Source organism: Sphingomonas sp. P4_G2 (assembly GCF_056401155.1).
The window spans coordinates 37,974-61,244 of the sequence record NZ_JBFUJY010000007.1 but is presented as its reverse complement, the minus strand read 5'-3'; the positions used below and the strand labels follow the sequence as shown (position 1 = coordinate 61,244).

At 65.0% G+C, this 23,271-nt stretch carries 18 protein-coding genes; 7 read left to right on the top strand and 11 right to left on the bottom strand.

Annotation, left to right across the window (positions count from 1 at the left end):
* Nucleotides 1-795: an SDR family oxidoreductase gene (locus tag AC1DRD_RS18510; RefSeq protein ID WP_478042544.1), complete on the bottom strand. Its 795-nt coding sequence runs from the start codon at nucleotides 793-795 to the stop codon at nucleotides 1-3.
* Between the two features lie 127 nt (nucleotides 796-922).
* Between AC1DRD_RS18510 and AC1DRD_RS18505 the strand changes: the two genes are divergently transcribed.
* Together AC1DRD_RS18505 and AC1DRD_RS18500 are read left to right on the top strand one after the other, a co-directional pair.
* Nucleotides 923-1,723, top strand: coding sequence for an ATP-binding cassette domain-containing protein (locus tag AC1DRD_RS18505; protein WP_478042543.1), 801 nt, complete (start codon nucleotides 923-925; stop codon nucleotides 1,721-1,723).
* A 220-nt stretch (nucleotides 1,724-1,943) separates the two neighbouring features.
* Entirely contained in the window at nucleotides 1,944-3,407 is a 1,464-nt protein-coding gene (locus AC1DRD_RS18500) for an ABC transporter permease/substrate-binding protein (RefSeq protein ID WP_478042662.1), read from the top strand.
* A gap of 302 nt (nucleotides 3,408-3,709) precedes the next feature.
* On the opposite strand, the gene AC1DRD_RS18495 is transcribed toward AC1DRD_RS18500, so the two are convergent.
* Nucleotides 3,710-6,484, bottom strand: coding sequence for a TonB-dependent receptor (locus AC1DRD_RS18495; protein WP_478042542.1), 2,775 nt, complete (start codon nucleotides 6,482-6,484; stop codon nucleotides 3,710-3,712).
* Between the two features lie 110 nt (nucleotides 6,485-6,594).
* On the opposite strand from AC1DRD_RS18495, the gene AC1DRD_RS18490 reads away from it, so the two are divergent.
* Nucleotides 6,595-7,110: a 2Fe-2S iron-sulfur cluster-binding protein gene (locus AC1DRD_RS18490; RefSeq protein ID WP_478030812.1), complete on the top strand. Its 516-nt coding sequence runs from the start codon at nucleotides 6,595-6,597 to the stop codon at nucleotides 7,108-7,110.
* Nucleotides 7,107-8,081: an FAD binding domain-containing protein gene (locus tag AC1DRD_RS18485; RefSeq protein WP_478042541.1), complete on the top strand. Its 975-nt coding sequence runs from the start codon at nucleotides 7,107-7,109 to the stop codon at nucleotides 8,079-8,081. Before AC1DRD_RS18490 ends, AC1DRD_RS18485 begins: the two co-directional genes overlap by 4 nt.
* On the opposite strand, the gene AC1DRD_RS18480 is transcribed toward AC1DRD_RS18485, so the two are convergent.
* Genes AC1DRD_RS18480 through AC1DRD_RS18465 form a run of 4 tightly spaced genes read right to left on the bottom strand, consistent with a single transcriptional unit; the run spans nucleotide 8,071 to nucleotide 11,747 of the window.
* Nucleotides 8,071-8,409 carry a hypothetical protein gene (locus AC1DRD_RS18480; RefSeq protein WP_478042539.1) on the bottom strand — a complete coding sequence of 113 codons (339 nt, stop codon included), beginning with the start codon at nucleotides 8,407-8,409 and terminating at the stop codon, nucleotides 8,071-8,073. The two genes, AC1DRD_RS18485 and AC1DRD_RS18480, sit on opposite strands and share 11 nt — an antisense overlap.
* Before the next feature lie 11 nt (nucleotides 8,410-8,420).
* On the bottom strand, nucleotides 8,421-9,827 hold the full coding sequence (locus AC1DRD_RS18475) for an MBOAT family O-acyltransferase (protein ID WP_478030807.1): 1,407 nt from the start codon (nucleotides 9,825-9,827) through the stop codon (nucleotides 8,421-8,423).
* 4 nt (nucleotides 9,828-9,831) lie between these two features.
* Complete coding sequence (locus AC1DRD_RS18470) at nucleotides 9,832-11,064, bottom strand: GDSL-type esterase/lipase family protein (protein WP_478030806.1); 1,233 nt, start codon at nucleotides 11,062-11,064, stop codon at nucleotides 9,832-9,834.
* Complete coding sequence (locus tag AC1DRD_RS18465) at nucleotides 11,061-11,747, bottom strand: SGNH/GDSL hydrolase family protein (RefSeq protein ID WP_478042538.1); 687 nt, start codon at nucleotides 11,745-11,747, stop codon at nucleotides 11,061-11,063. The genes AC1DRD_RS18470 and AC1DRD_RS18465 overlap by 4 nt, the downstream gene beginning before the upstream one ends.
* A gap of 734 nt (nucleotides 11,748-12,481) precedes the next feature.
* On the opposite strand from AC1DRD_RS18465, the gene AC1DRD_RS18460 reads away from it, so the two are divergent.
* The 3 genes from AC1DRD_RS18460 to AC1DRD_RS18450 all read left to right on the top strand — a co-directional run bounded on the left by AC1DRD_RS18460 (nucleotide 12,482) and on the right by AC1DRD_RS18450 (nucleotide 16,542).
* Nucleotides 12,482-13,333 carry a type 1 glutamine amidotransferase domain-containing protein gene (locus AC1DRD_RS18460; protein WP_478042536.1) on the top strand — a complete coding sequence of 284 codons (852 nt, stop codon included), beginning with the start codon at nucleotides 12,482-12,484 and terminating at the stop codon, nucleotides 13,331-13,333.
* A gap of 48 nt (nucleotides 13,334-13,381) precedes the next feature.
* On the top strand, nucleotides 13,382-15,433 hold the full coding sequence (locus tag AC1DRD_RS18455; protein ID WP_478042534.1) for a M13 family metallopeptidase: 2,052 nt from the start codon (nucleotides 13,382-13,384) through the stop codon (nucleotides 15,431-15,433).
* 245 nt (nucleotides 15,434-15,678) lie between these two features.
* On the top strand, nucleotides 15,679-16,542 hold the full coding sequence (locus AC1DRD_RS18450) for a PAS domain-containing protein (protein WP_478042533.1): 864 nt from the start codon (nucleotides 15,679-15,681) through the stop codon (nucleotides 16,540-16,542).
* A 41-nt stretch (nucleotides 16,543-16,583) separates the two neighbouring features.
* On the opposite strand, the gene AC1DRD_RS18445 is transcribed toward AC1DRD_RS18450, so the two are convergent.
* The 5 genes from AC1DRD_RS18445 to AC1DRD_RS18425 all read right to left on the bottom strand — a co-directional run bounded on the left by AC1DRD_RS18445 (nucleotide 16,584) and on the right by AC1DRD_RS18425 (nucleotide 23,185).
* Nucleotides 16,584-16,994 carry a hypothetical protein gene (locus AC1DRD_RS18445; protein WP_478030799.1) on the bottom strand — a complete coding sequence of 137 codons (411 nt, stop codon included), beginning with the start codon at nucleotides 16,992-16,994 and terminating at the stop codon, nucleotides 16,584-16,586.
* A 19-nt stretch (nucleotides 16,995-17,013) separates the two neighbouring features.
* The gene (locus AC1DRD_RS18440; RefSeq protein WP_478042531.1) at nucleotides 17,014-18,642 is read right to left on the bottom strand and encodes a TadG family pilus assembly protein; all 1,629 of its coding nucleotides are present in this window, start codon (nucleotides 18,640-18,642) and stop codon (nucleotides 17,014-17,016) included.
* Nucleotides 18,643-18,653: 11 nt separating this feature from the next.
* The gene (locus AC1DRD_RS18435; RefSeq protein WP_478030795.1) at nucleotides 18,654-19,100 is read right to left on the bottom strand and encodes a TadE/TadG family type IV pilus assembly protein; all 447 of its coding nucleotides are present in this window, start codon (nucleotides 19,098-19,100) and stop codon (nucleotides 18,654-18,656) included.
* A gap of 76 nt (nucleotides 19,101-19,176) precedes the next feature.
* Nucleotides 19,177-19,857: a hypothetical protein gene (locus tag AC1DRD_RS18430; RefSeq protein WP_478042530.1), complete on the bottom strand. Its 681-nt coding sequence runs from the start codon at nucleotides 19,855-19,857 to the stop codon at nucleotides 19,177-19,179.
* A gap of 271 nt (nucleotides 19,858-20,128) precedes the next feature.
* Nucleotides 20,129-23,185, bottom strand: coding sequence for a TonB-dependent receptor domain-containing protein (locus AC1DRD_RS18425; RefSeq protein WP_478042528.1), 3,057 nt, complete (start codon nucleotides 23,183-23,185; stop codon nucleotides 20,129-20,131).
* Between the last annotated feature and the right edge of the window lie 86 nt (nucleotides 23,186-23,271).

Genomic DNA, 23,271 nt, shown 5'->3' with positions numbered 1-23,271 from the left:
CTAATCCTTGCTGCCGATCCCGCGCCGCATCATCTTCCTGAGCTGGCCTGGCATCCAGCGGGCGGCGAATTTCATCCGGAACGCGGTCTTGCCGACATAAGTGTGGACGGCGTCGCCATGAACCGCATTCCACGCGGCATCGGCGACGTCGGCGGCGCTGCTCAATTCGAGTCCGGCCGCGGTCACCGATTCGCGGATATTGCGGTTGCTGCCGTCGACCGGCACTTGGAGCAAAGGCGTGTCGATAAAGGCGGGAATGAGGGCGCGCACCTTGATGCCGTCGCCATACCATTCGCCATCGAGCGCCTCGGTCAGCGAACGCACGGCGAACTTGGTCGCCGAATAGACCGACAGGCCGGACGTGCCATAGATCGCCGAGGCTGAGGCGGTGTTGAGCAGGCACGATCCCGGCGTCTTGGCCAGATAGGCATGGCCGATCTTGGCGCCGTTGAGCACGCCGACCAGGTTGATCTGGACGACCCGGTCGAGATCCTCGAAGCTCATCTCGGTGATCCGCCCGCCGGTGCCGATCCCGGCATTGTTGAACAGCACGTCGAGCCGGCCGCCGGTCTTGGACGTGAAATCGTCGAGATCGTTCTTCCACGAATCGCGATCGCGCACGTCCATGATATAGGTGTCGCTTATCCCCGTAGGCAGCAACGCGGCGGTCTCGGTCAGTCCCTTGGCGTTGACGTCGGCGAGGCCGACCCGCCAGCCCTCCCGCGCGAACCGCTGTGCCACCGCGCGGCCGATGCCCGATCCGCCGCCGGTGATGAAGATTGCTTTGGTCGTCATTCCCCGCCCTTTTCGTACCGTCGTCATGCCGGGCTTGTCCCGGCATCCACGGAGCCTCTTGGCCCAGGATTGCGGCACAGTGGATCCCGGGACAAGCCCGGGGTGACGAATTCGAGCGTTTGACCCTGTGGCAATCGTTCCGCACAACGTCCGCGTGAGTCTGCCAGGCCCATCCGTCGCCCTTTCCGGCGTGACCAAGAGCTACCCCGGCGGCACCGTCGCGGTCGACGACGTGACGGTCGAGATCGCCGGGGGAAGCTTCGTCGCGCTGGTCGGCAGCTCGGGGTCGGGCAAGTCGACTCTGCTCAAAACGATCAACCGGCTGATCGAGCCGAGCGCGGGCAGCATCGCGATCGACGGGCAACAGATCGATACCGAGGACCGGTTCCGACTGCGGCGGCGGATCGGCTATGTCTTCCAGAATATCGGGCTGTTCCCGCATTTGACCGTCGCCGAGAATGTCGCGATCGGGCTCAGGCTGGAGGGAGAGAAGGACCCGCACGCCCGCGTTGCGGAACTGCTCGGGCTGGTCGATTTGCCGGCGGACTTCGCGACGCGCATGCCCGATGCCTTGTCAGGCGGGCAGCGCCAGCGCGTAGGTGTCGCGCGCGCCTTAGCGACCGAACCCAGATTGTTGCTGATGGACGAGCCGTTCGGCGCGCTCGACCCGGTCACGCGCGATCAATTGGGCAACGCCATCCGCGCGCTGCATGATCGGCTCGGGCTGACCACGATCATGGTCACGCACGACATGGCCGAGGCGCTGCTGCTCGCCGACCGCGTGCTGGTCATGGACAAGGGTCGGATCGTCGCTGATGCGGTGCCTCGGGCGCTGTTGGCCGGTGAAGGCGGCGCAGCGGCGCAGGCGCTGGTCGCGGTGCCGCGCGAACAGATGAAACGGCTCGGCGCGCTGGAGGCGAGCGCGTGATGGTTTCCCCCCAAATCCTCCCCGCTTGCGGGGAGGGGAACCAGCCGGAGGCTGGTGGAGGGGGGGCGCCACCGGCTACATCCCTGGAGGCCTACCCCCTCCACCACCGGGCTGCGCCCGGCGGTCCCCCTCCCCGTGCCGGGGAGGAGTTTTAGTGGTCGACTTCCTCGACGCCCTAGCACGGGTCCCCGATCTCCTCGCCCAGCATCTGTTGCTGGCGATGAGCGCATTGGTGCTGGGGATCATCCTCAGCCTGCCGCTCGCGGTGTGGTCGGCGCGGGTTCCTTCGGTCGGTCGGATCGTGCTCGGCTTCGCGAGCCTGGTCCAGACGATCCCGAGCCTGGCATTGCTCGCTCTGTTCTATCCGATCCTGTTGTCGCTCTCGACGCTGGTCGGCGGCGGAATTCCTGCATTGGGCTTCCTTCCCTCGCTCCTCGCGCTGACGCTCTACGCCTTGCTGCCGATCCTCAGGAACGGCGTGACCGGGCTCGCCGGGATCGATCCGGCGGTGATCGAGGCGGCCGATGGTGTCGGCATGACCGCGTGGCAGAAATTGCGGCTGGTGGAGGCGCCATTGGTCGCGCCGGTGCTGATGGCCGGCATCCGCACGGCGGCGGTGTGGACGATCGGCGCGGCGACACTGTCGACCACGGTCGGTCAGCCGAGCCTGGGCGATATGATCTTCGCCGGGCTGCAGACGCAGAATTGGGCGTTGGTGCTGGCGGGGTGCACCGCGGCGGCGGGACTGGCGCTCGCGGTCGATGGGTTGCTCGGCGTGATCGAGCACGGCATCGCACGGCGCAAGCGGCTCGGCGCGTGGATCGCGTTCGGTCTGCTCGCGCTCGGCGTCATGGTCGCGTTACTCCCGGCGCTGCCGGTGCGGCAGGAGACGGTGACGATCGGCGCCAAGGGCTTCTCCGAACAATATATCCTGGCGCGGATGATCGGCCACCGGCTCGAGGCGGCGGGCTATCGCGTGCGCTACAAGGAAGGGCTGGGATCGGGCGTGATGTTCGCGGCGCTGACGTCGAGCGATGTCGATGTCGCGGTCGATTATACCGGCACGATCTGGACCAACGAGATGAAGCGGACCGACACGCCGCCGCGCGATGCGATGCTGGCGGCGATCCGCAGCTGGCAAGCGAAACAGGGTCTCAATCTGCTCGGACGAATGGGGTTCGAAAACGCCTATGCCTTCGCGATGCGCGGCGATCGCGCCGAGGCGCTGGGTATTACCAGTCTCGACGATCTGGTCGCCAAGGCGCCAGACCTGCAATTCGGCGCCGATCTCGAATTCCTCGAACGCCCCGAATGGAAGGCGGTGCGCGCCGCCTATCCGATCCGGTTCGGGTCGGCCCATGCCTATAATCCGACCTTCATGTATCGCGCGCTCGAAAGCGGGCAGGCGGACGTCATCTCGGCCTTCTCGTCCGACGGACGGATCGCCGCTGACAAGCTGACCGTGCTGAGCGATCCAAAGGGGGCGATCCCCAATTACGATGCGATCCTGACCATCGCTCCGCGCCACGCGAAGGATGCGCGGATGATCGCGGCGCTGAAGCCGCTGATCGGGCGCGTGCCGGTCGAGGCGATGCGCGAGGCCAATTACATGGTCGATCGCGATGCGGGGAAGGAGAGCCCAGACGCGGCGGCGCGGTGGCTGGAGAAGAAGGTGGGGTTGTAGGGATCTCGGCGACGACATTCTCCCCTCCCTGAAAGGGAGGGGATCAAGGGGTGGGTGTAGCGTCGGGCGAGGCTCGATGCCTCGTCCGGCGCTCTCTAGCGATCGGCCAATGAGTCTTTACGGCGCGCAGACGCGTGCACCCACCCCCAACCCCCTCCCTTTAAGGGAGGGGAGTTAGTTGGGGATTGTGCAGTAGCCGGCCTCTCGACGCGGCAAAGCCGCGTCGGACGGCGCCCTTGGCGCCGCCGGCCGGGCCGAGCGCTGGGGCGGGAAATAGCGCGGCTATTTCCCTGCACTCGGTCTTAGAAGAACACCTTTCTCACGCTCAGCCGGACTGTCCGGCCCATCGGGTCGAGATAATCTGGCTGATAGCTGATCGGCGTGTCGCCATTGGCGTCACGGACGCGCTGGCGCGAATCGAAGACGTTGTTGAGCGCCAGGGTCACCCGCATCCCCGCTGCCCAGGGGTTCTTCTTGAGGAACTTAAGCTGTTGGGTGAGGTCGGCGAACAGCCGCAGGTTGATCGTCCCCAGGCTCGAAAAATCGAGCGGGTTGGGATTGCCCGGACTGCCGCCCAGCACATGCGTGCCGCTTTGCCAATCGGCCGACAAGCGGACGCCCAGGCCGTTATTGGAATAGCCCGCCTGTGCCTCCAGTTCGTGGCGCGACTGGCCGCCTTGCCCGATCGTGCCGCCATTGAGCAGGTCGACGACCGGGAGCGTCGGCGAAAGCTCGACGCGGTCGGTGAAATGCCAGGTGTGGTAGAAAGCGAATTGCAGCCGGCCACCGCCGCCGCCGAACGCACCACGGCCGCCGCGCCCGCCGCCGCCGAAACCACCGCCGCCGAACCCGCCACCGCCAAAGCGTCCGCCACCCGGACGACCGCCGCCGGCCGCACCATCCTGGGGCGGGGTACCCGTCGCGTTGGGATTGCTGCCGTCAGCCGGCGGCGTGGTGGCATTGGGCGTGCCGCCGTCACCCGGGGGTGGACCGCCCGCGCCCTGCGGCCGCTCGCCAAAGCGGCGGTTGTTGGGCAAGCGCAGGCCCTGGAACGGGTTGGGGCCCTTGCCGGCGCGGAACGCCTCGATTTCTTTCTGCAACTTGGATTTGAGCGGATGCGAGAAATTGAAGCCCCAGCGCAATTCGGACCGGTCGGTGCGCGCGAAGTTCACCGTGCGCGTATCGATCGCGGTGAGGTCGCCATCGGCGTCGCGCGTGAAGCGGTCGGGAAAGGCGGCCTCGACCGCCGCCGTCGCCGACGGCAAGCCGGCGATCGCGTTGCGCACGCTCGACTTCACGTAATTGGCGGTCAGCGTGAAATCGGTCTTTTCCCACGGCTTCAACGTCAGGCCGATCTTCAGCGTATGCTTGCTGTCGGCGTTGAGGAAGGGGTTGCCGCCGGTCGTGCTGGTGACGCTGACCGTCTCGCCCTTGATATAGTCGAACACGCGGACGTTGGGCGTGACGACGGTGGGATTGGCAAGCTGCGCGGCGGACGGGGCATCGTCCTGGTCGGTCACCGAGGCGATGAACCGCACGCCCTGGATCGGCTGCCAATTGGCGCCGTATCCGCGGGTGGTCAGCGTGCCGAAGTCCGACAATTGGTGCACCGCGTAATTGCCGTTGAGCGACAGGTCGCCGATGAACGCCAGGACGTGCTTCGATTTGCTCGCGATCGGCACGTCGAGATTGATTTGCCCCGAAGCTTCGTTGCGCGTGGTCGATCCGCTGGTGCTGACCAGCCCGCTCTGCGAGTCGAGGCGATACGACTGGCTGTCGAGGCTCGACAAGGAGCCGCCGACCCGGATCGCGGTCGAAATGTCGCCGGCGGGCAGCTTGAGCAGCTTGCCGTTGACCAGCGCATCGACGCCGCCGCTATTGGAGGTCGATTGCCCGCGATTGGCCGGCGCCACCGCATAATCGAGCGGATTGATCGGTCCGAGCGGATTGAACGTCGGGTCGCCGGCATCGAGCCGGGCTTGAAGGGCGCTGACGTCGAACCCCGTCTCGCTGAACGTCTCGCTGTCGACGCGATCGTAATTGGCGGTCAGCGACCAGCGCCATTGCGTCCCGAACTGGCCGTTGAAGCCGGTGCCGAGATGATAGGTCAGCGCCGAATTGCGCTGCTTGAGCGGATCGTAGCCGGTGGCGACGCGGTCGATCTCGACATCGCCGGCGGAGGTGGAAAACGGATTGCCCGCGGGCAAGGTCAAATCGAGCGTCGGCAGACCCTGCGCGCCGGTCGATTCGGTATATTGGAACGTGCCGTTGATCGTCGCATTCACCTTGCCCAGCGGCCGGGCGTAGACCAGGTTCGTCTGGAAATTGCGGCTCGACGACAAGAGCGTGCGATAGGGCCGCTGGTCGAAGCCCGGATTGAGGTCGATCGTTCCCGGCGTGGCCGGCTTGGTCACCGGCGGCAGGATGTCGCGTTCATTCTCGTAGAGCGGCGAACTGTCGGTATAGCCAGCGTGCAGGCTGAAGCGGTTGTTGCGGCGGATCGTGACGATATCGCCGGTCACCGATGGCGTGTTGCGGCCGCCTTCGGTCGCGACCTGGTCGCCCAGTTCGGTGGTGATCGACTTGAAGCGCTGGCGCAGGACGATGTTCACGACCTTCTGGTCGGCGGGATAGCCGTATTTGAGCGCGACTTCCTCAGGCAGGATATCGACGCGCGCGATCGCCTCGGTCGGCAGATCGCGGATTTCGGCGAAGCTCGAGATGCGGCGGCCGTTGAGCAGCACGACCGGCGCGCCGCCCGACCCGCGATCGCTGCGAATCTGCGGAGCGAGCTCGTTGAGCAGGTCGCTGACGCTGTTGACGCCGTACGAGCGGACATCGGCAGGCCCGAGCGACTGTTCGGGCGGGATATCGCCGACTACCGCGCCGGGCAGGCTGCGCGAGCCGGTGACGACGATGTCGTTCTCATCCGCGCTGTCGTCGTCCGATTGCGGCGCAGATGCGGGCTTCGACTGCGGAGGCGCCGGGTTCGGCGCTGGGGCAGGCGCGGTTTGGGCGTGGAGCGCGACGGGCGCGCTGCCGGCAAGCAATAAGACGAGGCTGATCGAACGACGCATTCATTATCCGCTACTGGTCGGGAGCAATGCAGGCCACTACATTCGAATTGTCGCAGAATTGTGCCGTTCCGGTGCCTTTGTAGCGGCGGGTCTGTCCCGGGGAGAAGGCGATGCGGATCACCGTCAACGGCGAAGCGCGCGAGGTGGAGGCGGACGTTCGCACCACCTTGCTCGACCTGTTGCGCGAACATCTCGGTCTGACCGGCGCCAAGAAGGGATGCGATCACGGCCAGTGCGGCGCGTGTACGGTGCTGGTCGACGGGCGGCGGATCAACGCCTGTCTGAGCCTGGCGGTGATGCACGAAGGCGACGAGGTGGTGACGATCGAGGGACTCGGCACGCCCGACCAGCTCAGTCCGTTGCAGGCGGCGTTCCTCCATCATGACGGTTTCCAATGCGGTTATTGCACGCCGGGACAGATCTGCTCGGCGACTGCGATGCTCGATGAAGTCGCCCAGGGCTGGCCGAGCCATGTCAGCGACGATCTCGATCATGTCGTGTTCGACGATATGGAGATACGCGAGCGGATGAGCGGCAATATCTGCCGCTGTTCGGCCTATCCGACGATCGTCGCGGCGATCCGCGAGGTGGCGGATGCCAAGCGCGTGGCGGAGGCCGCGGAATGAAGCCATTCGATTATGCGCGGGCCGCGACCGTCGAGGACGCCTTGGCCGCCGGCGCGGACGGTGGGCGTTATATTGCCGGTGGGACCAATCTGGTCGACCTGATGAAATTGCAGGTCGAGACGCCGGTCAGGCTGGTCGACATCAGCCGGCTCGCACTCGATGGCGTCGAGCAGATCGCTGGCGGCGGCGTGCGGATCGGCGCGTTGGCACCGAATAGCGATCTCGCCGCCCATCCGCTGATCCGTGCGCACTATCCGATGCTGAGCCGAGCGTTGCTCGCAGGGGCGTCGGCGCAATTGCGTAACAAGGCGTCGACTGCGGGCAATCTGCTGCAGCGGACGCGCTGTTATTATTTCTACGAGACCGCGGCGGCCTGCAACAAGCGCGAGCCCGGCAGCGGGTGCGATGCGATCGGCGGGTTCAACCGCATCCATGCGGTGCTCGGTGGATCGGAATCGTGCATCGCGACGCATCCGTCGGACATGGCGGTGGCGTTGCGCGCGCTCGACGCGGTGGTGGTGACCGCGCTGCCGGATGGCGAGGAGCGGCGGATCGCGCTCGGTGACCTCTACCGCCTGCCCGGCGACACGCCCGAGATCGAGACCAACCTCCAGCCAGGCGAACTGATCGTTGCGATCGAGCTGCCCGCGCCGCCTCCGGGGCGGCAACTCTATCGCAAGGTGCGCGACCGCGCGTCCTATGCCTTTGCCCTGGTGTCGGTCGCGGCGGCCGTCGCGGTCGAGGATGGCGTCATCACCTCGGCGCGGCTGGCGTTCGGCGGGCTTGCGCCGATGCCGTGGCGCAGTGCCGAAGCCGAAGCCGCATTGGTCGGCAAGCCTGCCGGGACCGAAGCGTTCGAGGCAGCGGCCGACGCGCTGCTGAGGGCCGCGCGCGGGTACGGCCATAACGATTTCAAGATCGTGCTTGCGCGGCGCACGCTGATCGCCTGCCTGCGTGACCTCACGGCGTAGCGGGCTGGTCGGTCGCCGCCATCTCGACCGGCTGGCGGCCTTTCCAATCGGTGCGTTCGGCACTCTTCCAGGCGGCGTGAAGCCTGGCGTGACCCATGCCCAGGCCAATCCGGTCAGCGGTTTCGGCCCAATCTTCGCCGATTGCGGCAAGGCGGACATTGGTCGGCCCCGGTGGTAGATCGTCGACCCAACCGCTGATCGCGGTCGGGTTGAACAACGCCAGCCCCAACGTTGCCAAGGCGACGATCACGCCCGTCCATTTGAGCGTTGCGCGGCCGTCATCGTCTTCGTCGGGAAGATCTACCGGGAATTCGTAGAGGTCGGACATGATCGGCTCTCTCAGAAGCGAAAGTAGATGAACGGGGCGATCCCTTCGAAGCGCATCGCGTCGACCACCAGCATCGCCGCGACCAACGCGCCGGCGAGCGCGGGCGCGGGCAAGCCGCGCAGCCGCTCGGCCAGTCGCGTCATCGAGTCCCAGCGTAAGGCGTGGATGGCGAGGCCGAACGCGATCAGCAGGACGACCAATGGCGTCACGGTAACCGCGCCCGTCGCCGGCGCGACAATCCCGCCGAGATAGGCCAGCGCGTCGCCGAAGCTTGCCGCGCGGAAGAAGATCCAGCCCAAGGTCACGACGTGGAAGGTCAGCACGACCTTGGCCCAATGCGGCAGGACGATCTTTCGGGTCTGCGGGCTCGTTGCCCAGACCCGCTCTATCACCAATGCCGCGCCGTGCAATCCGCCCCAGATCACGAAGGTCCAGGCCGCGCCGTGCCACAGCCCGCCGAGCAGCATGGTGATCATCAGGTTGCGGTAGAGCCGCATCTTGCCGCCGCGGCTGCCGCCCAGCGCCTCGATATAGAGATAATCGCGCAGCCAGCGCGACAGGCTGATATGCCAGCGCCGCCAGAATTCCTGGAGCGAGGCCGAGCGGTAGGGCCGGTCGAAATTGCGCGGGAAGCGGTAGCCGAGTAAGGCGGCGATGCCGATCGCCATGTCCGAATAGGCCGAGAAGTCGCAATAAATCTGGACCGCATAGCCGTACGCCGCGAGGATCAGGTCGAGCGAGCCATGCGCCGAGGGGGCCGAGAAGACCGGGTCGACGAATTGCGTCGCGAGCTCGGACGCGATCACCGCTTTCTTGAACAATCCCCAGACGATCAGCAGCAACCCCATCGAGACCATTCCACGATTGAGCTTCGGGGTCTGCTGGAACTGGGGCACGAGATCGGCGGCGCGGACGATCGGCCCGGCGACGAGATGCGGGAAGAACGACATCAGCAGCAAAATGTCGAGCAATCGCGCGGCGGGAACGCGCCCGCGATGCACGTCGACGACGTAGCTGATCCCCTGAAAAGTGAAGAACGAGATGCCGACCGGCAGGATCACCTGCATCAGCGGCGCGTCCTGGCCGATGCCGAACAAGGTGAGCAGGCTGCCCGCCTGCTGCGCGAAGAAGTCGAAATATTTGAAGAAGCCGAGCACCAAGAGATTGGCCGCGACGCCGCCGATCAGCAGCGCCTTGCGCGCACGCGCATCGTCGCTGCGCGCGATCAGCGCGGCGGTGCCCCAGTTGATCAGCGCCGAGCCGATCAATAGCGGCACGAAGCGCCAGTCCCAGGCGCCGTAGAACACCCAACTCGCGACGAGCAGGAGCAATTTGCGCCATTCGTTCGACCGCGCGGCCCACACCGCGGGGAAGACGATCAGGAAGAACAGGCCGAAGGTCAGCGTCGGGAACAGCATCGCGTCACTCGCTCATCGCAGCGTCGAGATCGGCTTGAAGCCGGGCGGCGAGCGCCTGACCGCCAAGCCAGCGGAAATGGACATGGTCGGGGCGCATCAGCGGCGGCATCGCGTTCGTCCACGCGCGCGCCGCGCACGGCCCGCCCATCGCTGCTTGCCAGTCCCAGAAAGCGATGCCGAGATCGCGTGCGACCTCGCGCTGGATGCCGCGAACCCGCCCGAGTGCCGGCGGCGCGATCAAAGAGGGCGTTACCGCGTCGGGGCAGCCGAGCAGCGCGCCCTCGGCATTAGTCTTGAGCGCCTGGTTACGGGTCAGCGCGTCGGGCGCGCCGAGCAGCAGCAGCGGGATGCCGGGGGCGAGCGTGCGTATCCGGTCGATTTGGCCGCGCAAGCTTGTCTCGTATTCGCGCGGGTCCAGGTGCGGCGAGAATCCCTCATTGGTGCCGAAGGCCAGCACGATCAGATCGGGCGTATAAGCGCGCAATTCCTCGGCGATCACCGCATCGTCGGTGCGGCCGAAATGCCGCAGCTGCGCGCCGACTACGCCGAGATTGGACAGCACCACGCCGCCCTGGTCGCGGAACGTCGCCCAGGAGGTGATCGTCGCGGGGCGATCGCCGGCGGTCACGGCGACCGACGATTGCGGCATAGAGCTACGAATCGTCGTGCAGCGCGGGGTCGGGACGGGGGCGTCGAGCGTGATGCGCTGGTCGATCCCGCTCAGCCGGACGGTCAGCGTCGCATCATTGGGTCCAGCCATCGCGCACAGCACGAAGCGGTCGAAATCCATGGTTGGGCTGTCGGTGGTGAGGCCGATCGTCGCGCCGGGCTGGAGCGAGGTCAGCGAATAACTCGACAGGCCGAGCGGCACCGCCATGTTCTCGGAACCCTTGCCGAAACTTGCCGCGACCCGCCAGCCAGGCGACATCGTCGCGGTCACGCCATGCGTAATATAGCCGTCCCATGGCCGTCCGGCGGCGAGCACGCCGCGCCCTCCACTGCCATAGCGCGCCTGAAGCAGGTCGCGCCAGGCGCCGGTCAGCACATCGCCGGCGGTGTGGCTGTCGCCAATCTGGATGATATGGACCGGGCGCATGCCCGGGATTCCCGCCCGCGCCGCGTCGAGCCGCGCGAAGACTGGCCTGAGGGTGGCGAGATTGCACGCCTCGCGCTGGCAATTGTCGGCAGCGGCGGTGCCGGGCAACAGCAACGCCAGGGCAAAGGCGAGCGCCTTCACTGCGCGACCTCTGGCGCGACGGCGGGCGCGGTATCGATCGCTCGCGTGGCATCGACATAGTCGCGGATGCGCGCCGCCAGCCCCTTGGTGATCCACAGATAGCCGGTCATCGACATGTGCACGCCGTCGCCTTCGCGGACCAAAGTGCGCTCGCCAGTCTTGGGATCGGGCAGATAGGCGGCATATTGGCCGTTCTTGTCCGAGGCGAGCGGGCGGGTGTCGACAAACGGCACGCCGAGCCTGGCCATTTCGCTCGCGTAAAAGTCGTTGATCGCGCCCATGTCGCTGTCGGTCTGCGCCTCGCGCATGCGCGGCAGGCCGACCCAATAGACCATCGCATGGTGGCGGCGGAGCAGGCCGACGAAACGGTCGATCCGGGTCGCGATCTGCGCCTTCCAGCGGTCGCCGAGCATCGGGCCATATTTGCCGTCATCGGTGATGATGCCCTGGACGTCGTTGGCGCCGAACGAGATCACAGCGATATCGATCGGCTCGGCGCCGAGCTGCTCGGCGGTATGTGCCTCGATATTGAGCCGCTTGTAGCGCGTGAAGCCGGTTGCCGGCTGACTGTATTTGACGACCTCGAAGTTCGCGCGCGGCAATTGCCGCTGTAGCCCCGACCAGACACCATCGCCGTACGAATCGCCGAACACCGCTACACGTACCGGGCGGCCTTGGTGCAAGGTGGCGATCAACTGTTTTTGCGGAACCGATCCGCATAAGCGCGCGGCGGCGACTTCCGGCGGCGCGGCGTTCGTCTTGGCGGGAATCGCGCAGACAGGGGCTTTTACTGCGGACGCGCCAGAACCGGCGTGCCCGACAAAGCCGAGACCTATGGCGGCCCCGGCGCACACGCCGAGGAGAAGGACCGCAGAGCGGTCCAATACTATGAATGGCAATGGCATGGTGAACCCGTTAGTTCGAGTACAGCGTTCAGATACGCCTAGCCGTATCAACAATCAACAGTATTTATATCATATTCTGCGATAATTACTTATCAATGCGGCAGGCTATATTTAGATCACGTTAATAGATTGCCACAAATTGCACAGGCTAAATGGCCTATCGGCGTATTAAGCGCGATCTATCCGCGATAGTTCGGTAAGAATCGGATGTCAGTATTCGATCGTGTTACTATCGGCTGCGGTTTTCAGCTGTTTTTCGGACCCCCTAGCGATTCTCGCGACTAAAACGCCGATCGTTTCGAAGGTGACACTTTATCTCGCGATCATTTGATCGACGAGTCGGGCTATCTAAGCGGCGAACCGTGGCCGATGTGCGACGAAGTGAAAAAATATTTGGGCATGAGTGCGATTTCCGGTCGAGTCGCATTCCCATCCAGTCGTCGCTTGCGTGGTCGATTGCCTTGCCCCGGTCGCTGCGGCACGATCATCGGATCGACCGGAGAGGATTGCCGATGGCCCGGGTCATCATGCCGCTGCCACATCGCGATTTCGATCCGTCGGAAGTAGCGGTCAGTTGGCGCGTGCTGACCGATCGCGGACATGAGGTGTGGTTCGCAACCCCGGATGGCGGACCCGCGACGGCCGATCCGATCATGATCGACGGCATCGGGCTCGATCCTTGGAGCCGCGTGCCGGGACTACGCCGCGTCCGCTTCATCGGGCTGGTGCTGCGCGCCAACCGTGACGCGCGGCGCGCTTATGCCGAGCTCGAGCGCGATCCGCATTTCCGTACGCCGCTGCGCTGGGATCAGGCATCGGCCGGCGATTTCGATGGGCTGGTGCTGCCCGGCGGACATCGCGCGCGCGGGATGCGCGACTATCTCGAAAGCGCGGCGCTACACCGGCTGGTGGTGGCCTTCTTCGATGCCGACAAGCCGGTCGGCGCGATCTGTCACGGCGTGCTGCTCGCCGCGCGCAGCCGGTGCGACGACGGCAAATCGGTGCTGTTCGGCCGCCGCACCGCGTCGCTGACCTGGGCGCAGGAGCGCGCCGCGAGCGCGCTCGCGCATGTTGGGCGCTGGTGGGATCGCGATTATTACCGCACCTATGTCGAAGAACCCGGTCAGCCCAAGGGCTATATGTCGGTCGAGGCAGAGGTGACGCGCGCGCTGGCAAGCCCCGGCGACTATGTCGACGTGCCGCGCGACGCGTCCGATTTCCTGCGCAAGACGAGCGGGCTGGCGCGCGATACGATCGACGATGCCCGCCCGGCCTGGATCGTGCGCGACGGCAAGTATGTCTCCGCGCGCTGGCCGGGCGACGCACATACCTTCGCTGCGCGCTTCGCCGAATTGTTGGACTAGCCCGGGCGGGCCGCGCGCTGCTAGGCGGTTCTCGAGGAGCCGCGACGGATGCGTCAACCAATTCAACGGCCTGCGATCGCGCGACTGGTCGGCATTGCCCGCAGGTGCGCGCCAGCCTTAGCCCTTGCTGCAGCGATCGCGATCCCCGGGCGTGGCGGCGCGGACGGTCCGATCGGAGGCTCCGGATTCGACGTCAGCGGCATGGACCGCAGCGTCGCGCCGGGGGCCGATTTCTTTCGCTACGCCAATGGTGGTTGGGAGCGCCGCACCGCGGTTCCCGCCGACCGGTCGAGCATCGGCACGATCGGCCAACTCGACGATCTCAGCCGGACCCAGGTCCATGCCATTCTCGACGAACTGGCACGCGACCGAGCGAGCCCCGCCGGCACCGCCTATCGCGCGTTCCTCGACCAGGATCGTATCGACCGGCTGGGCATGGCGTCGGCGAACGCTTGGCTCAATAAGCTGCGGGCGGTCCGGTCGCCGGACGATTATTGGGCCGCCGCCGCCCAGGCCGGCCGGCGCGGGGTCGATCTGCCGCTTGCCTTCGCGGTCGAGCCCGACGATCGCGATCCCGGCCATTATGCGCTCACTGTATCGCAAGGCGTGCTCGGCATGCCCGATCGCGATTATTATACCTCCGACACCCCGGCGATGCGGCAGGCGCGCGCCGCGTATCGCGATTACCTGATCCGGATGCTGACGGTCGCGGGCGTCGCGGCGCCGGACAGCGCCGCGGACGCCGTATTTCGCCTGGAGACGGCGATCGCGGCAACCCAATGGTCGGCGGCCGACAGCCGCGATGCCGCCCGGACCTACAATCCGGTTGCCGTGTCGGCGCTCGATGCCGGGCGCTCCCGCTATCGCGTCGCCACGCTGGTGCGGGCGCTGGGCTATCGCACGCCGCGGATCATCGTGCGCCAGCCCGATGCCATCGCCGCCACGTTGCGCCTGATCGATGCGGCCCCGGTCGCGACGTTGCGCGCCATACTGATCGTCCGCACGCTCCATCATTATGTTGAAGTCTTGCCCGCGGACGTTCGGGCGGCCGATTTCGCATTCTACGGTCACGTGATCGATGGCGTGGACACGCCGGAACCGCGCTGGCGCCGCGCGATCGCCTTCGTGCTCGACGCGGTGCCCGACGAGGTCAGCAAAATCTATGTCGCGCGCCATTTCGCGCCGGCGACGCGCACCGCCGCCGAGGCGATGGTGCGCAACCTGGTTGCGGCCTTTGGCCACCGGATCGACGCGCTCGACTGGATGACGCCGGAGACGAAGGCGCGCGCGCACCGCAAACTGGCGGCCTTCCACGCCCAGATCGGCTATCCCGATCGCTGGCACGATTATGCCGGCCTCACGATGCGCGATGGCGATGCGTTCGGCGACGCCATGCGCGCCGCCGAGTTTCGCCACGATTGGGAAGCGGCCAAAATCGGGCGAGCTATCTATCGCTGGGAATGGAGCGCGACGCCGATGACGGTCGACGCCTTCGCCAATTACCCCAAGGTCGCGATCACCTTTCCCGCCGCGATCCTGCAGCCGCCTTTCTTCGATCCGGCGGTCGATCCCGCAGTCAATTATGGCGGCATCGGTGCGTCGATCGCGCACGAGATGACGCACCAGTTCGACGATCAGGGCGCCAAATATGACGAGCAGGGCCGCCTCGCGACCTGGTGGTCGGCGGCCGATCGCGCCGCGTTCGCCAAACGCACCGCGGTGCTGGCCGCGCAGTTCGACAAATACGAGCCGCTGCCCGCCCTCCACGTCAACGGCGCACTGACGCTCGGCGAGAACATCGCCGACCTAGGCGGGCTGACGATCGCTTATGATGCCTATCGCGCCTCGCTAGGCGGGCGAGAGGCGCCGGTGATCGATGGCCTGACCGGCGACCAGCGGTTCTTCCTCGGCTGGGCGCAGATCTGGCGGCTCAAATATCGAGACGCCGACCTCAGGCGGCGCTTGTTGACCAACCCGCATGCTCCCGCCGCGCAACGCGTGTGGACCGCGCGCAACATGGAGGCATGGGTGCGCGCGTTCGGAGTCAGGGCGGCCGACCCGCTATATCTGGCGCCCGGCAATCGGGCGGCGATCTGGTAGGGACTCGGACAGACCCGATAATCTCCCAGCCTTCTTTAAGGCCGAGCGGCTCCTGCACGCTACCGTAATAGTACGGAAGCGACATCGGCCAATATCTTTCGATATACTGGACGTATAAATCTTGCTCATTTTGGCTTCGATTTACCAGAAGATAGTGATTGTCTGATACATAGGTTATAATCTCAAGTTGACTAGCGTGGTATTCGATGCCGGGAGTATAAAGCGTCAGCCGTACGGGGGACGTAGTGCAAGGTATTTTTGTAAGAGCGTCGGAATTTGCGCGCCAATTCGGCCACCTGAGTCAGGCTGGTAGGACAGTATTCGTCACACATCATGGGCGCGAAACCCATGCTCTGCTCCCGATCGCCAATTATCACGAATTTATCGCCACCGCGAAAAGCGACGATCATGACTCGCTCTTTTCCAACCAGGAACTCGCCGACTGGCTGCCATTATTGCTCGTCGTCGTCGATGAAGGGCGGAATATCATCATGGCCAACCGCACCGCGCATGCGATGGCGCGCAAGGCGGAAGGGGCGCTTCCCGGGCGCAGCTTGTTCGAGGCCTTTCCGGCGCTCAGGGAAACCATGTTCGAGAGCTATTGCAATCGGACCGAGCGCTCGGGTGAGCCGTGTTCGTTCGAACTGCCGGGGCTGTTCGGGTCGGACACCTGGCATCGGATGGAGACGTTCCGGACACATCAGGGCGTCGTGATGCTCGCGCGCGACATTACCGATGACGTGAAAGCCTATCGGCTGGCCGACACGAAGAAGGCGCTGATCGAAGCGATCCTGGCGCATGGTGGGATCGGCTATATCTGGTTCAACGTGCGCGGACGGATCGAGGAAGTCGACGCCGCGATGGGCGACCTGCTCCAGCTTCCCCGCGAACGACTGTCCAACGTCTCCGTCGTCGATCTCGTGCCGGTTGGGCAGCGCGTGATGCTGCGCGAAGCGATCGAGACCGTGCTGAGCCACGGCGGCACGCAACGGTTCGAGACCGAATTCCTGCGCAACGACGGCACCACCGTCCCGGCAGTCGGGGCGATCAAGGACCTGCGCGGCGTCTATGGCAGCGAAGGCGCGGTGATGGTGGTGACGCGCAAATAGATTTAGTCGGGCGACGCCGAACCCGCCCCGCCGCATGCGGCTCAGATATCCAGCGGTTTTCCCAGTTCCTGCGATAGCGCGGCGTACTCGGCATGCGCGGCGCTCGGCACGCCGTACGGCATGACACGACGGCAACAGGCCGCCGACTCCCGAGCCATGTGCTGAACGACGCTGAGGTGCAGATGCTGGTCGAACATCAGTTCGGCGAAACCGCTGTCGCTCCAGGCGGTACTCGCCTTGATCGGTGCGAAGCCATCGACGAACAAGGTGATCGGTCGTTCGACCCGGATCTTGAATCCGGCCCATAATCCGCAGCCGGCGACCGACAGTTCGAGCAGCAAGATGTCGAGGCGGCACGACCGGAATTCGCGGATTTCGGCCGGCAATTCGAGCCGATAGCTGAGCGGCCGCCAGGTATCGTCGCGCCTGAAGACTAAATTCGATCTACCCATTTCCTCCCCACCCCGGTCGCTATCCGACCAACACCGGCGTGCCGCATCGCACACCATTTACCCACACGTCCGCTTGCCCGACATGAACCCCCAGCAGCGACGTGACCTGGCCAAACACACCGTCTAGCGGTGCGGCCGCCAGATTGAGCACCTGGCCGACCAATGCCGTCAGCGTCCCCACGTTCAGCCCCAGTCCCAACACATTGACGTTGAGGTCGATCCGCGAAATCAGCGAGGATGCCACGCCTTGGAGCAGGTCGTTGGTGCTGACCTGCTTCACGGTGTGGTTGGCAATGTCGCTCGCTGAAAAGAACACATCCTGTGGATCGGCGCCGCCCAGCTTGACGTCGGCGAAGCCGGACACGCTGGCGAGCGGCGTGCGCAGCATCGTCACGCGGTTGAGCGTGGGCGCCGCCTGGAAATTTCCCAGCGTGGCCGGATCGACATCGGCGATCGCGGCTTCGCCCAGCGAAGGCGTCACGGTCAGCTTGACCGTCGCCTTGCTCGCTCCCGCGGAGCAGGACACCTCCTTCAATCTCGCACTGGCGGCGGCCAGTTCGACATAGATCGGCACTCTGAGCGAGGCGAGGCCGAGTTGCGGCGCGACCTGGGTATCCAGATAGATCCGCGTCTGCGCCGTACGTACCTCGACATCATGCGCCGCGGTGACCCTGAGCCAAGGCGAATTTGCCGGCCGTTCACCAATCGCGATCCAGATCTTGGTCGAGGTGAGGCCCGGCACCGTCGCGCCGAGATCGGTACTGATCTGATGCTGCCCGCCAAGCTCGAGCGTGCCGCGCAGCATCGAGAAAGCATCGACGGTAATCGGCCGCGACGGGTCGGACTTGGTCTCTTCCGCGAGTGGACCGAGGTCGATCAGCGAAGACAATTTGGTCGAGTTTTGCGGCAACCGGTTGGCGACGGCACTCAGCACCGACGACGCCTGGGCGTCGGTGACCGATGCCGCCATCGCGCGCGAAATCTGGGGCAAGCTGGCCTCCATGTTCATCAGCTCGCCAAAGGTCGCGGTCTGGACGTTGAGTTGCGAGCGCAGCGCCTCGCTGAATTTGAGGATGTCGAGCTGGCCGCCGGCGAGTGCCTGATAGTCCATTGCGCTCAGTTGCAGGTCGGTGCCCGCGAGTTGCGACAGCATGGCGTTGGGCAGACCGCCGCTGACCCCCGCCAGCCGCGAGCCGATCGAGAAGGCGACCAGATCGATCCGGGCGGCGGTGCCGCGCGCTTCGACCGGCACGGTCGGCTTGCCGAAAATCCGGGCGAAATAGAGCGGCACGTCGACATGGACACGGACGCGCGCGGCGTTGGCGCCATCGGCACCCACGACGAAGCGTGTGCTTGCCGCAATCTTCGGATCGTCGGTATATTTGCCAGGCTCGACGCTGACGATCGAGAGCCCCTGCATCGAATTGGCGTTGCGCGCCGCGGCTGCGGCGCCGCTCGCATCGTCAATATTACCCGCCGCCGCCAGCGCCGCCGCATCGGCGATCCCCTGAGCATGGCGCTTGGCCAAATAAAGATTGGTCGCGTCGACCGCGAGCGAAGCGACCCCCAGGAACGCGAGCAGGCCGCCGCCGAACAGGATCGTGACGTTGCCGCTGGTCGAGGCGAACAGGGAAGATCTGACGCGCATTCTTGCCCCCTTCAAAAATTGCTCAACCGCACGGCGGCGCTGCGCGATAGGACCTTGTCTGGGATGGGTGCGAACGGCAGCTTCATCACCGGCTGGTCCGACATGTCGTAATTGACCGTGACGTTGAGCGTGGCGCCGTCGTCCTGGATGCCGACAACCACCTTGCGCTGGTCGATGCCGTCATAATGCGACAGCGAGTCGGTAACCGTCTGCCGCGCGGTCAGCGCGCGTTCTTCCTGCGACAGGCCCGACAAGCTGGCGCGCGCGCCTTCATTCGCACTTTGTTGCAGGGCGTTCGCACAGGCCAGCCATTGTCCGTAGACGATGATCCCCATGATCAGCAGCAGCAGCACGGGCAGGACCATCGCCATCTCGACCAGCGCCGCACCGCGTTCGTCTTGAAGAAGTCGCCGGCGACCGCCGCGGTGGCGAGACAGGAAGGCGTTACGGCTCGTCATGACGACATGGTTAGGCGAGGGGCATTGCCGAAATCGCTAGCGGCCTGTTCGATGCAATTGCTCAAACTGCGCAGTTTTACGCGTGCTGGCTGCCGCATCCGGGGCGCGCACCGGGCGGCGGCGACAGCCGTTTCGCCACTTCCGCGGCGAGCAGTGCGACTCCTGCCTGGGCGTTGGCAGCGAACACGCTGGTCGATCCGCACCAGGTCGCGCTGCCCGCCGGTCCGACCGACCATGACAGCGCCAACCTGGTGTCCGAGCGGAGCCGGTCGACCTTCAATTCGCCTCGTATTTCGCTGTTACGCAGGTGCTCGGGAAGATTTTGCTGGATCCGGCGTGACAAGTCGTCGGCTTCGCCCGCGGCATCCGTGGAGGTCGTCGCGATCGACACGCGCGATGTCGGCGCGGGCGTGGTCGCAGCCGCCGGGTCACTGCCCTCGGCGTCGGAGGATGCGATCGCGGTCGACACTTTGCCTTCGACCTGGCGCATCCCCAGTGCGTCGCTGCGCACCCCGACCATCATGAGTTCGGTGATAACGAGCATCGACACGCCCGATTGGATGAATACCGGCGCCCCGGATCGCCACACCAGGATCAGCGAGGCGAAGGCGCCGAAGCACATCGGCGCCAGCCACATCATCGGCGGCGACGTGCGTCCGACGATCAGCACGGCGGCGACGACCAGGAACAATCCGACCGGCGCGAGCGCTGGCCAGGGACTGGAAGGGCCGGGTGAGAATGTCGCCGTCGGTCGCATGCAAACCTTTTCGATGATGGGCGAGGGGTTTGCGCGCACGCGCATTGCGCGACCGTTGACGGGGGCAGAAGGCCAACTGCGCAATTTACGCAGTTTTTGGCTTTGAGTCTGTGCGCTCGGGCGACAATCGGTACGATTCGGTCGGCGATTCAGCCTGCTAGACACGCGATTAGACGGATTCCACTCACTCGCATCACGCTCTCGGCCGGACAGAAAAAGGGGCGCCTGTTGCCGGACGCCCCTTTAATTTTATGCGCGATGGTCGTTGGCGTCAGAACTTCACCTCGACTGACATGGTGTACGACCGGCCACGCGGATCGGTAACGCGGGGTTCCCATGAGCTACCGGCGCCAGTGTTGCCGTCATAGGTGATGGCGAAGGGCGGATCGGTGTTGAACAGGTTCTTGACGCCCAACGCGATCTTGAAGCCCTTGAGACCAGTATAGGCCAATGATGCGTTGTAGATGATGTAGTCGTCGACGAACTGGTTGTAATCGGGCCGCGAGACGGTGCCCGCGGCGATCCCCGGCAAAGCGAAATTCTTATAGCCCTTGCGGAAAATCTGGGTCAGCGAAACGCTGACATTGTTGTTCGACCAGGCGACGAAGGCGTTGTGCTTCCACCGGATGCCCAGGTCGCCAGCGAAGGTGAACACGCCGATCAGGCTCGGCCCGTAAGCCGAGGTCGGAGTGAGCTTCTCGCGCTTCTTGAGCAGCAACGAGCCGTCGAGCCCGGTGCTGATTGTGCCACCCAGCGCGTCGAACGAGCCGCGATAGGTGAATTCGAGGCCTTGGGTGCGTCGCGACCCGGCGTTGATCCAGCGATCGTCGATCGTCACGATCGTATCGGTCGAATCGCGGATGAACCGATCCTGGAACAACGATGCATTGTCGATCAGCTGACGTAGGGTCAGCAGTTGGATGGTGTTGTCGACGCTGATCGACCACCAGTCGACCGACAGGCTGACGTTCTTGACTGGCTGCAGCACCACGCCGAGGTTGAACTGCTTGGCGGTTTCGGGCTTCAGACTCAGCGTGCCGCCAGTCCAGATATTCGGTCGGATGAACGCGCAGGCCGGATTCGTCAGGTTAGGCACGCCGCCCGAGCATTTGACGGGATCGGCCAAGTCGCTGCCCGCGTAAGGCGATTCGGTGATGCCGTTGAATATCTGGTTGAAGGTCGGCACGCGGAAGCTTGTATTGTACGATCCGCGAAACATGATCTGCTGGACCGGCCGGAACTTGAACGACACCTTCGGATTGGTCGTCGTGCCAAAGCCGGTATAGTCGTCGACGCGCACGGCTCCGGTTACGTCGAGGCCCGGTAGGATCGGTACCAGCATTTCGGCATAGGCCGCCTTAACGGTGCGTTCCTTGGGCGTCAGTGCGTTGACGTTATCGAACGCCGCCAGGAAGATCGTCGGCTGGCCTGCGGCTGCCGCCGGCGACCCATTGAACGAATAGGTCTCACGGCGATAGTCTACCCCCAATGCAAGCTGGATGTCGCGGCCCCCGATCGGGAAGAGCGGGCCCGAGATGGAAGCGTCGAACTGCTTCACCTCATATTTGCCGCCATAGAGCGTCGTGCCCTTGGCCGAGACCGCCGCTAGTCCATCGATTGCCGCCTGGGATTGGGTCAGCGAGAACGGATTGAGGATGCCGCTGTTGATCAGGCCGACCAGGCCAGGCTGGGTCGCGCCGGGTGCGATTGGTGCCTTGGGATCGTTTGAATAAGTGGTGACGGGGGGCGTGCCGCTAGTCGTGGCGAGGATGCCCGAATAATAATAACCGCTTCCCAGCACCGACGAGGATTCGCTGCGCGCATAGGAAGCGCCGGCGCGATAATCCCAACCTTTGAGCGGCAGGGGCCCTTCCAATCCTGCCGCGATCCGAAGCGTCTTGGTGTCGGTCACATATTCGCGCGGACCGCAGGCGGCGCAACGCCAGCGGAAGCCGATCGGCTTGCCGTAATTGGCGTTAAGCCCCGCCGTCGCACCGGGGAAGTTGGTCAGGAGCGCATTGAAGATCGAGTCATAGGTCGATTTGGTGATCGAATTGAGCGGGTAGGCGACCGGCAGACTGGTCGTATTGCCCGACAGCTGCGCATTGGAGAAACTCTTGGCCGACTTTGCATCCGATCCGGTCACTTCGAGCGATAACTCGCTCGCCCCGAGCTTGACCACGCCGCGGCCATAATAGGTCAGAGTCTTGATCGGCTGTTGGATGACGGCAGCACGGCCGGTGTCCCAAGAACAGGCATAATAGGCCGTCGGCGCGTTCCACAGCACCTCGTCATACGCCATCCCGCCATCGATCGAGGCGCAACCGGCGCCGCCGGGCAGATCGAGCGTGTTGATGCCGCCGGCAGCGGCATTCGCACCATTGGGGGCTGTCAGCGTCAGGCCGCCGGTCAGCGTGCCCGTCAGCAACGGGTTGAGCGAGTTGCGGGGCTGCAGCACGCTGGCGCCGGTGTTGAAGATGGTGGCGATCGGCGTGCCGCGGGTGTCGATCGACAGGCCGCGATTGGGCTGATTGCCGTTGACGAAATCGCGATCCGATCCGCGCAGGATCTGGTTCCAGCTATAGCTGGCCGCGGCCATGATGTTGAAGCCGTTCTTGTTCAGGTCGCCATAGCCGACCACGCCCGACAAACGGTAGATGTTGCCGTCGCCCTGCTCGGTCGTGTCGGTAAAGCCCTGGACATCCAGGCCGGTGAAGTTTTTCTTGGTGATGAAGTTGATCACGCCGCCGACCGCGTCGGTGCCGTAGATCGCTGAGGCACCGTCCTTCAGCACCTCGATCCGGTCGATCGCGGCGAAGGGAATCTGGTTCACGTCGACCGCCGATCCCGACAGACCGTGCGCGGCGACGCGGCGGCCGTTCAGCAGCACCAGAGTCGCAGCCGACCCCTGGCCGCGCAGGTTCGCCGCCGACAGGCCATTGGTGCCGCGCTGCGCACCGCTGACCACGTCCGAATTCGATGCAAGGTTGTCCGCGCCGCTGCCGTTGGTCGGCAGGAACATGATCAGCTGTTCGGGACTGCTGATCGAGTTGCGTTGCAGGTCCTGGTTGGTGATGATCGTCAACGGCAGCGCGCTATTGTTCGGGTCCTGCTTGATACGCGAACCCGTGATGATGATCTCTTTGCCGCTGCCTCGGTCCTCCTGGTCGTTGACCACCGGCGCCGCCGCACCCGTCGGAGTCGCGGCGGGCGCCGTGGTCTGATCGCTATTGGTCGATTGCGCGAAGGCAGCGTTCGGCAGCAAGCACAAGGCGGCAAGCGCCGTCCCCGACGCCAGCACGAGACGAAGCGAGTTCGATCCTGTCATGATATGGTCCCCCTGGACGCGCCCTTCCCGAGGCGCTTTCATTGGCGACATTAAGCATCAAAATGGACAAGTCTTGTCACCTTCCT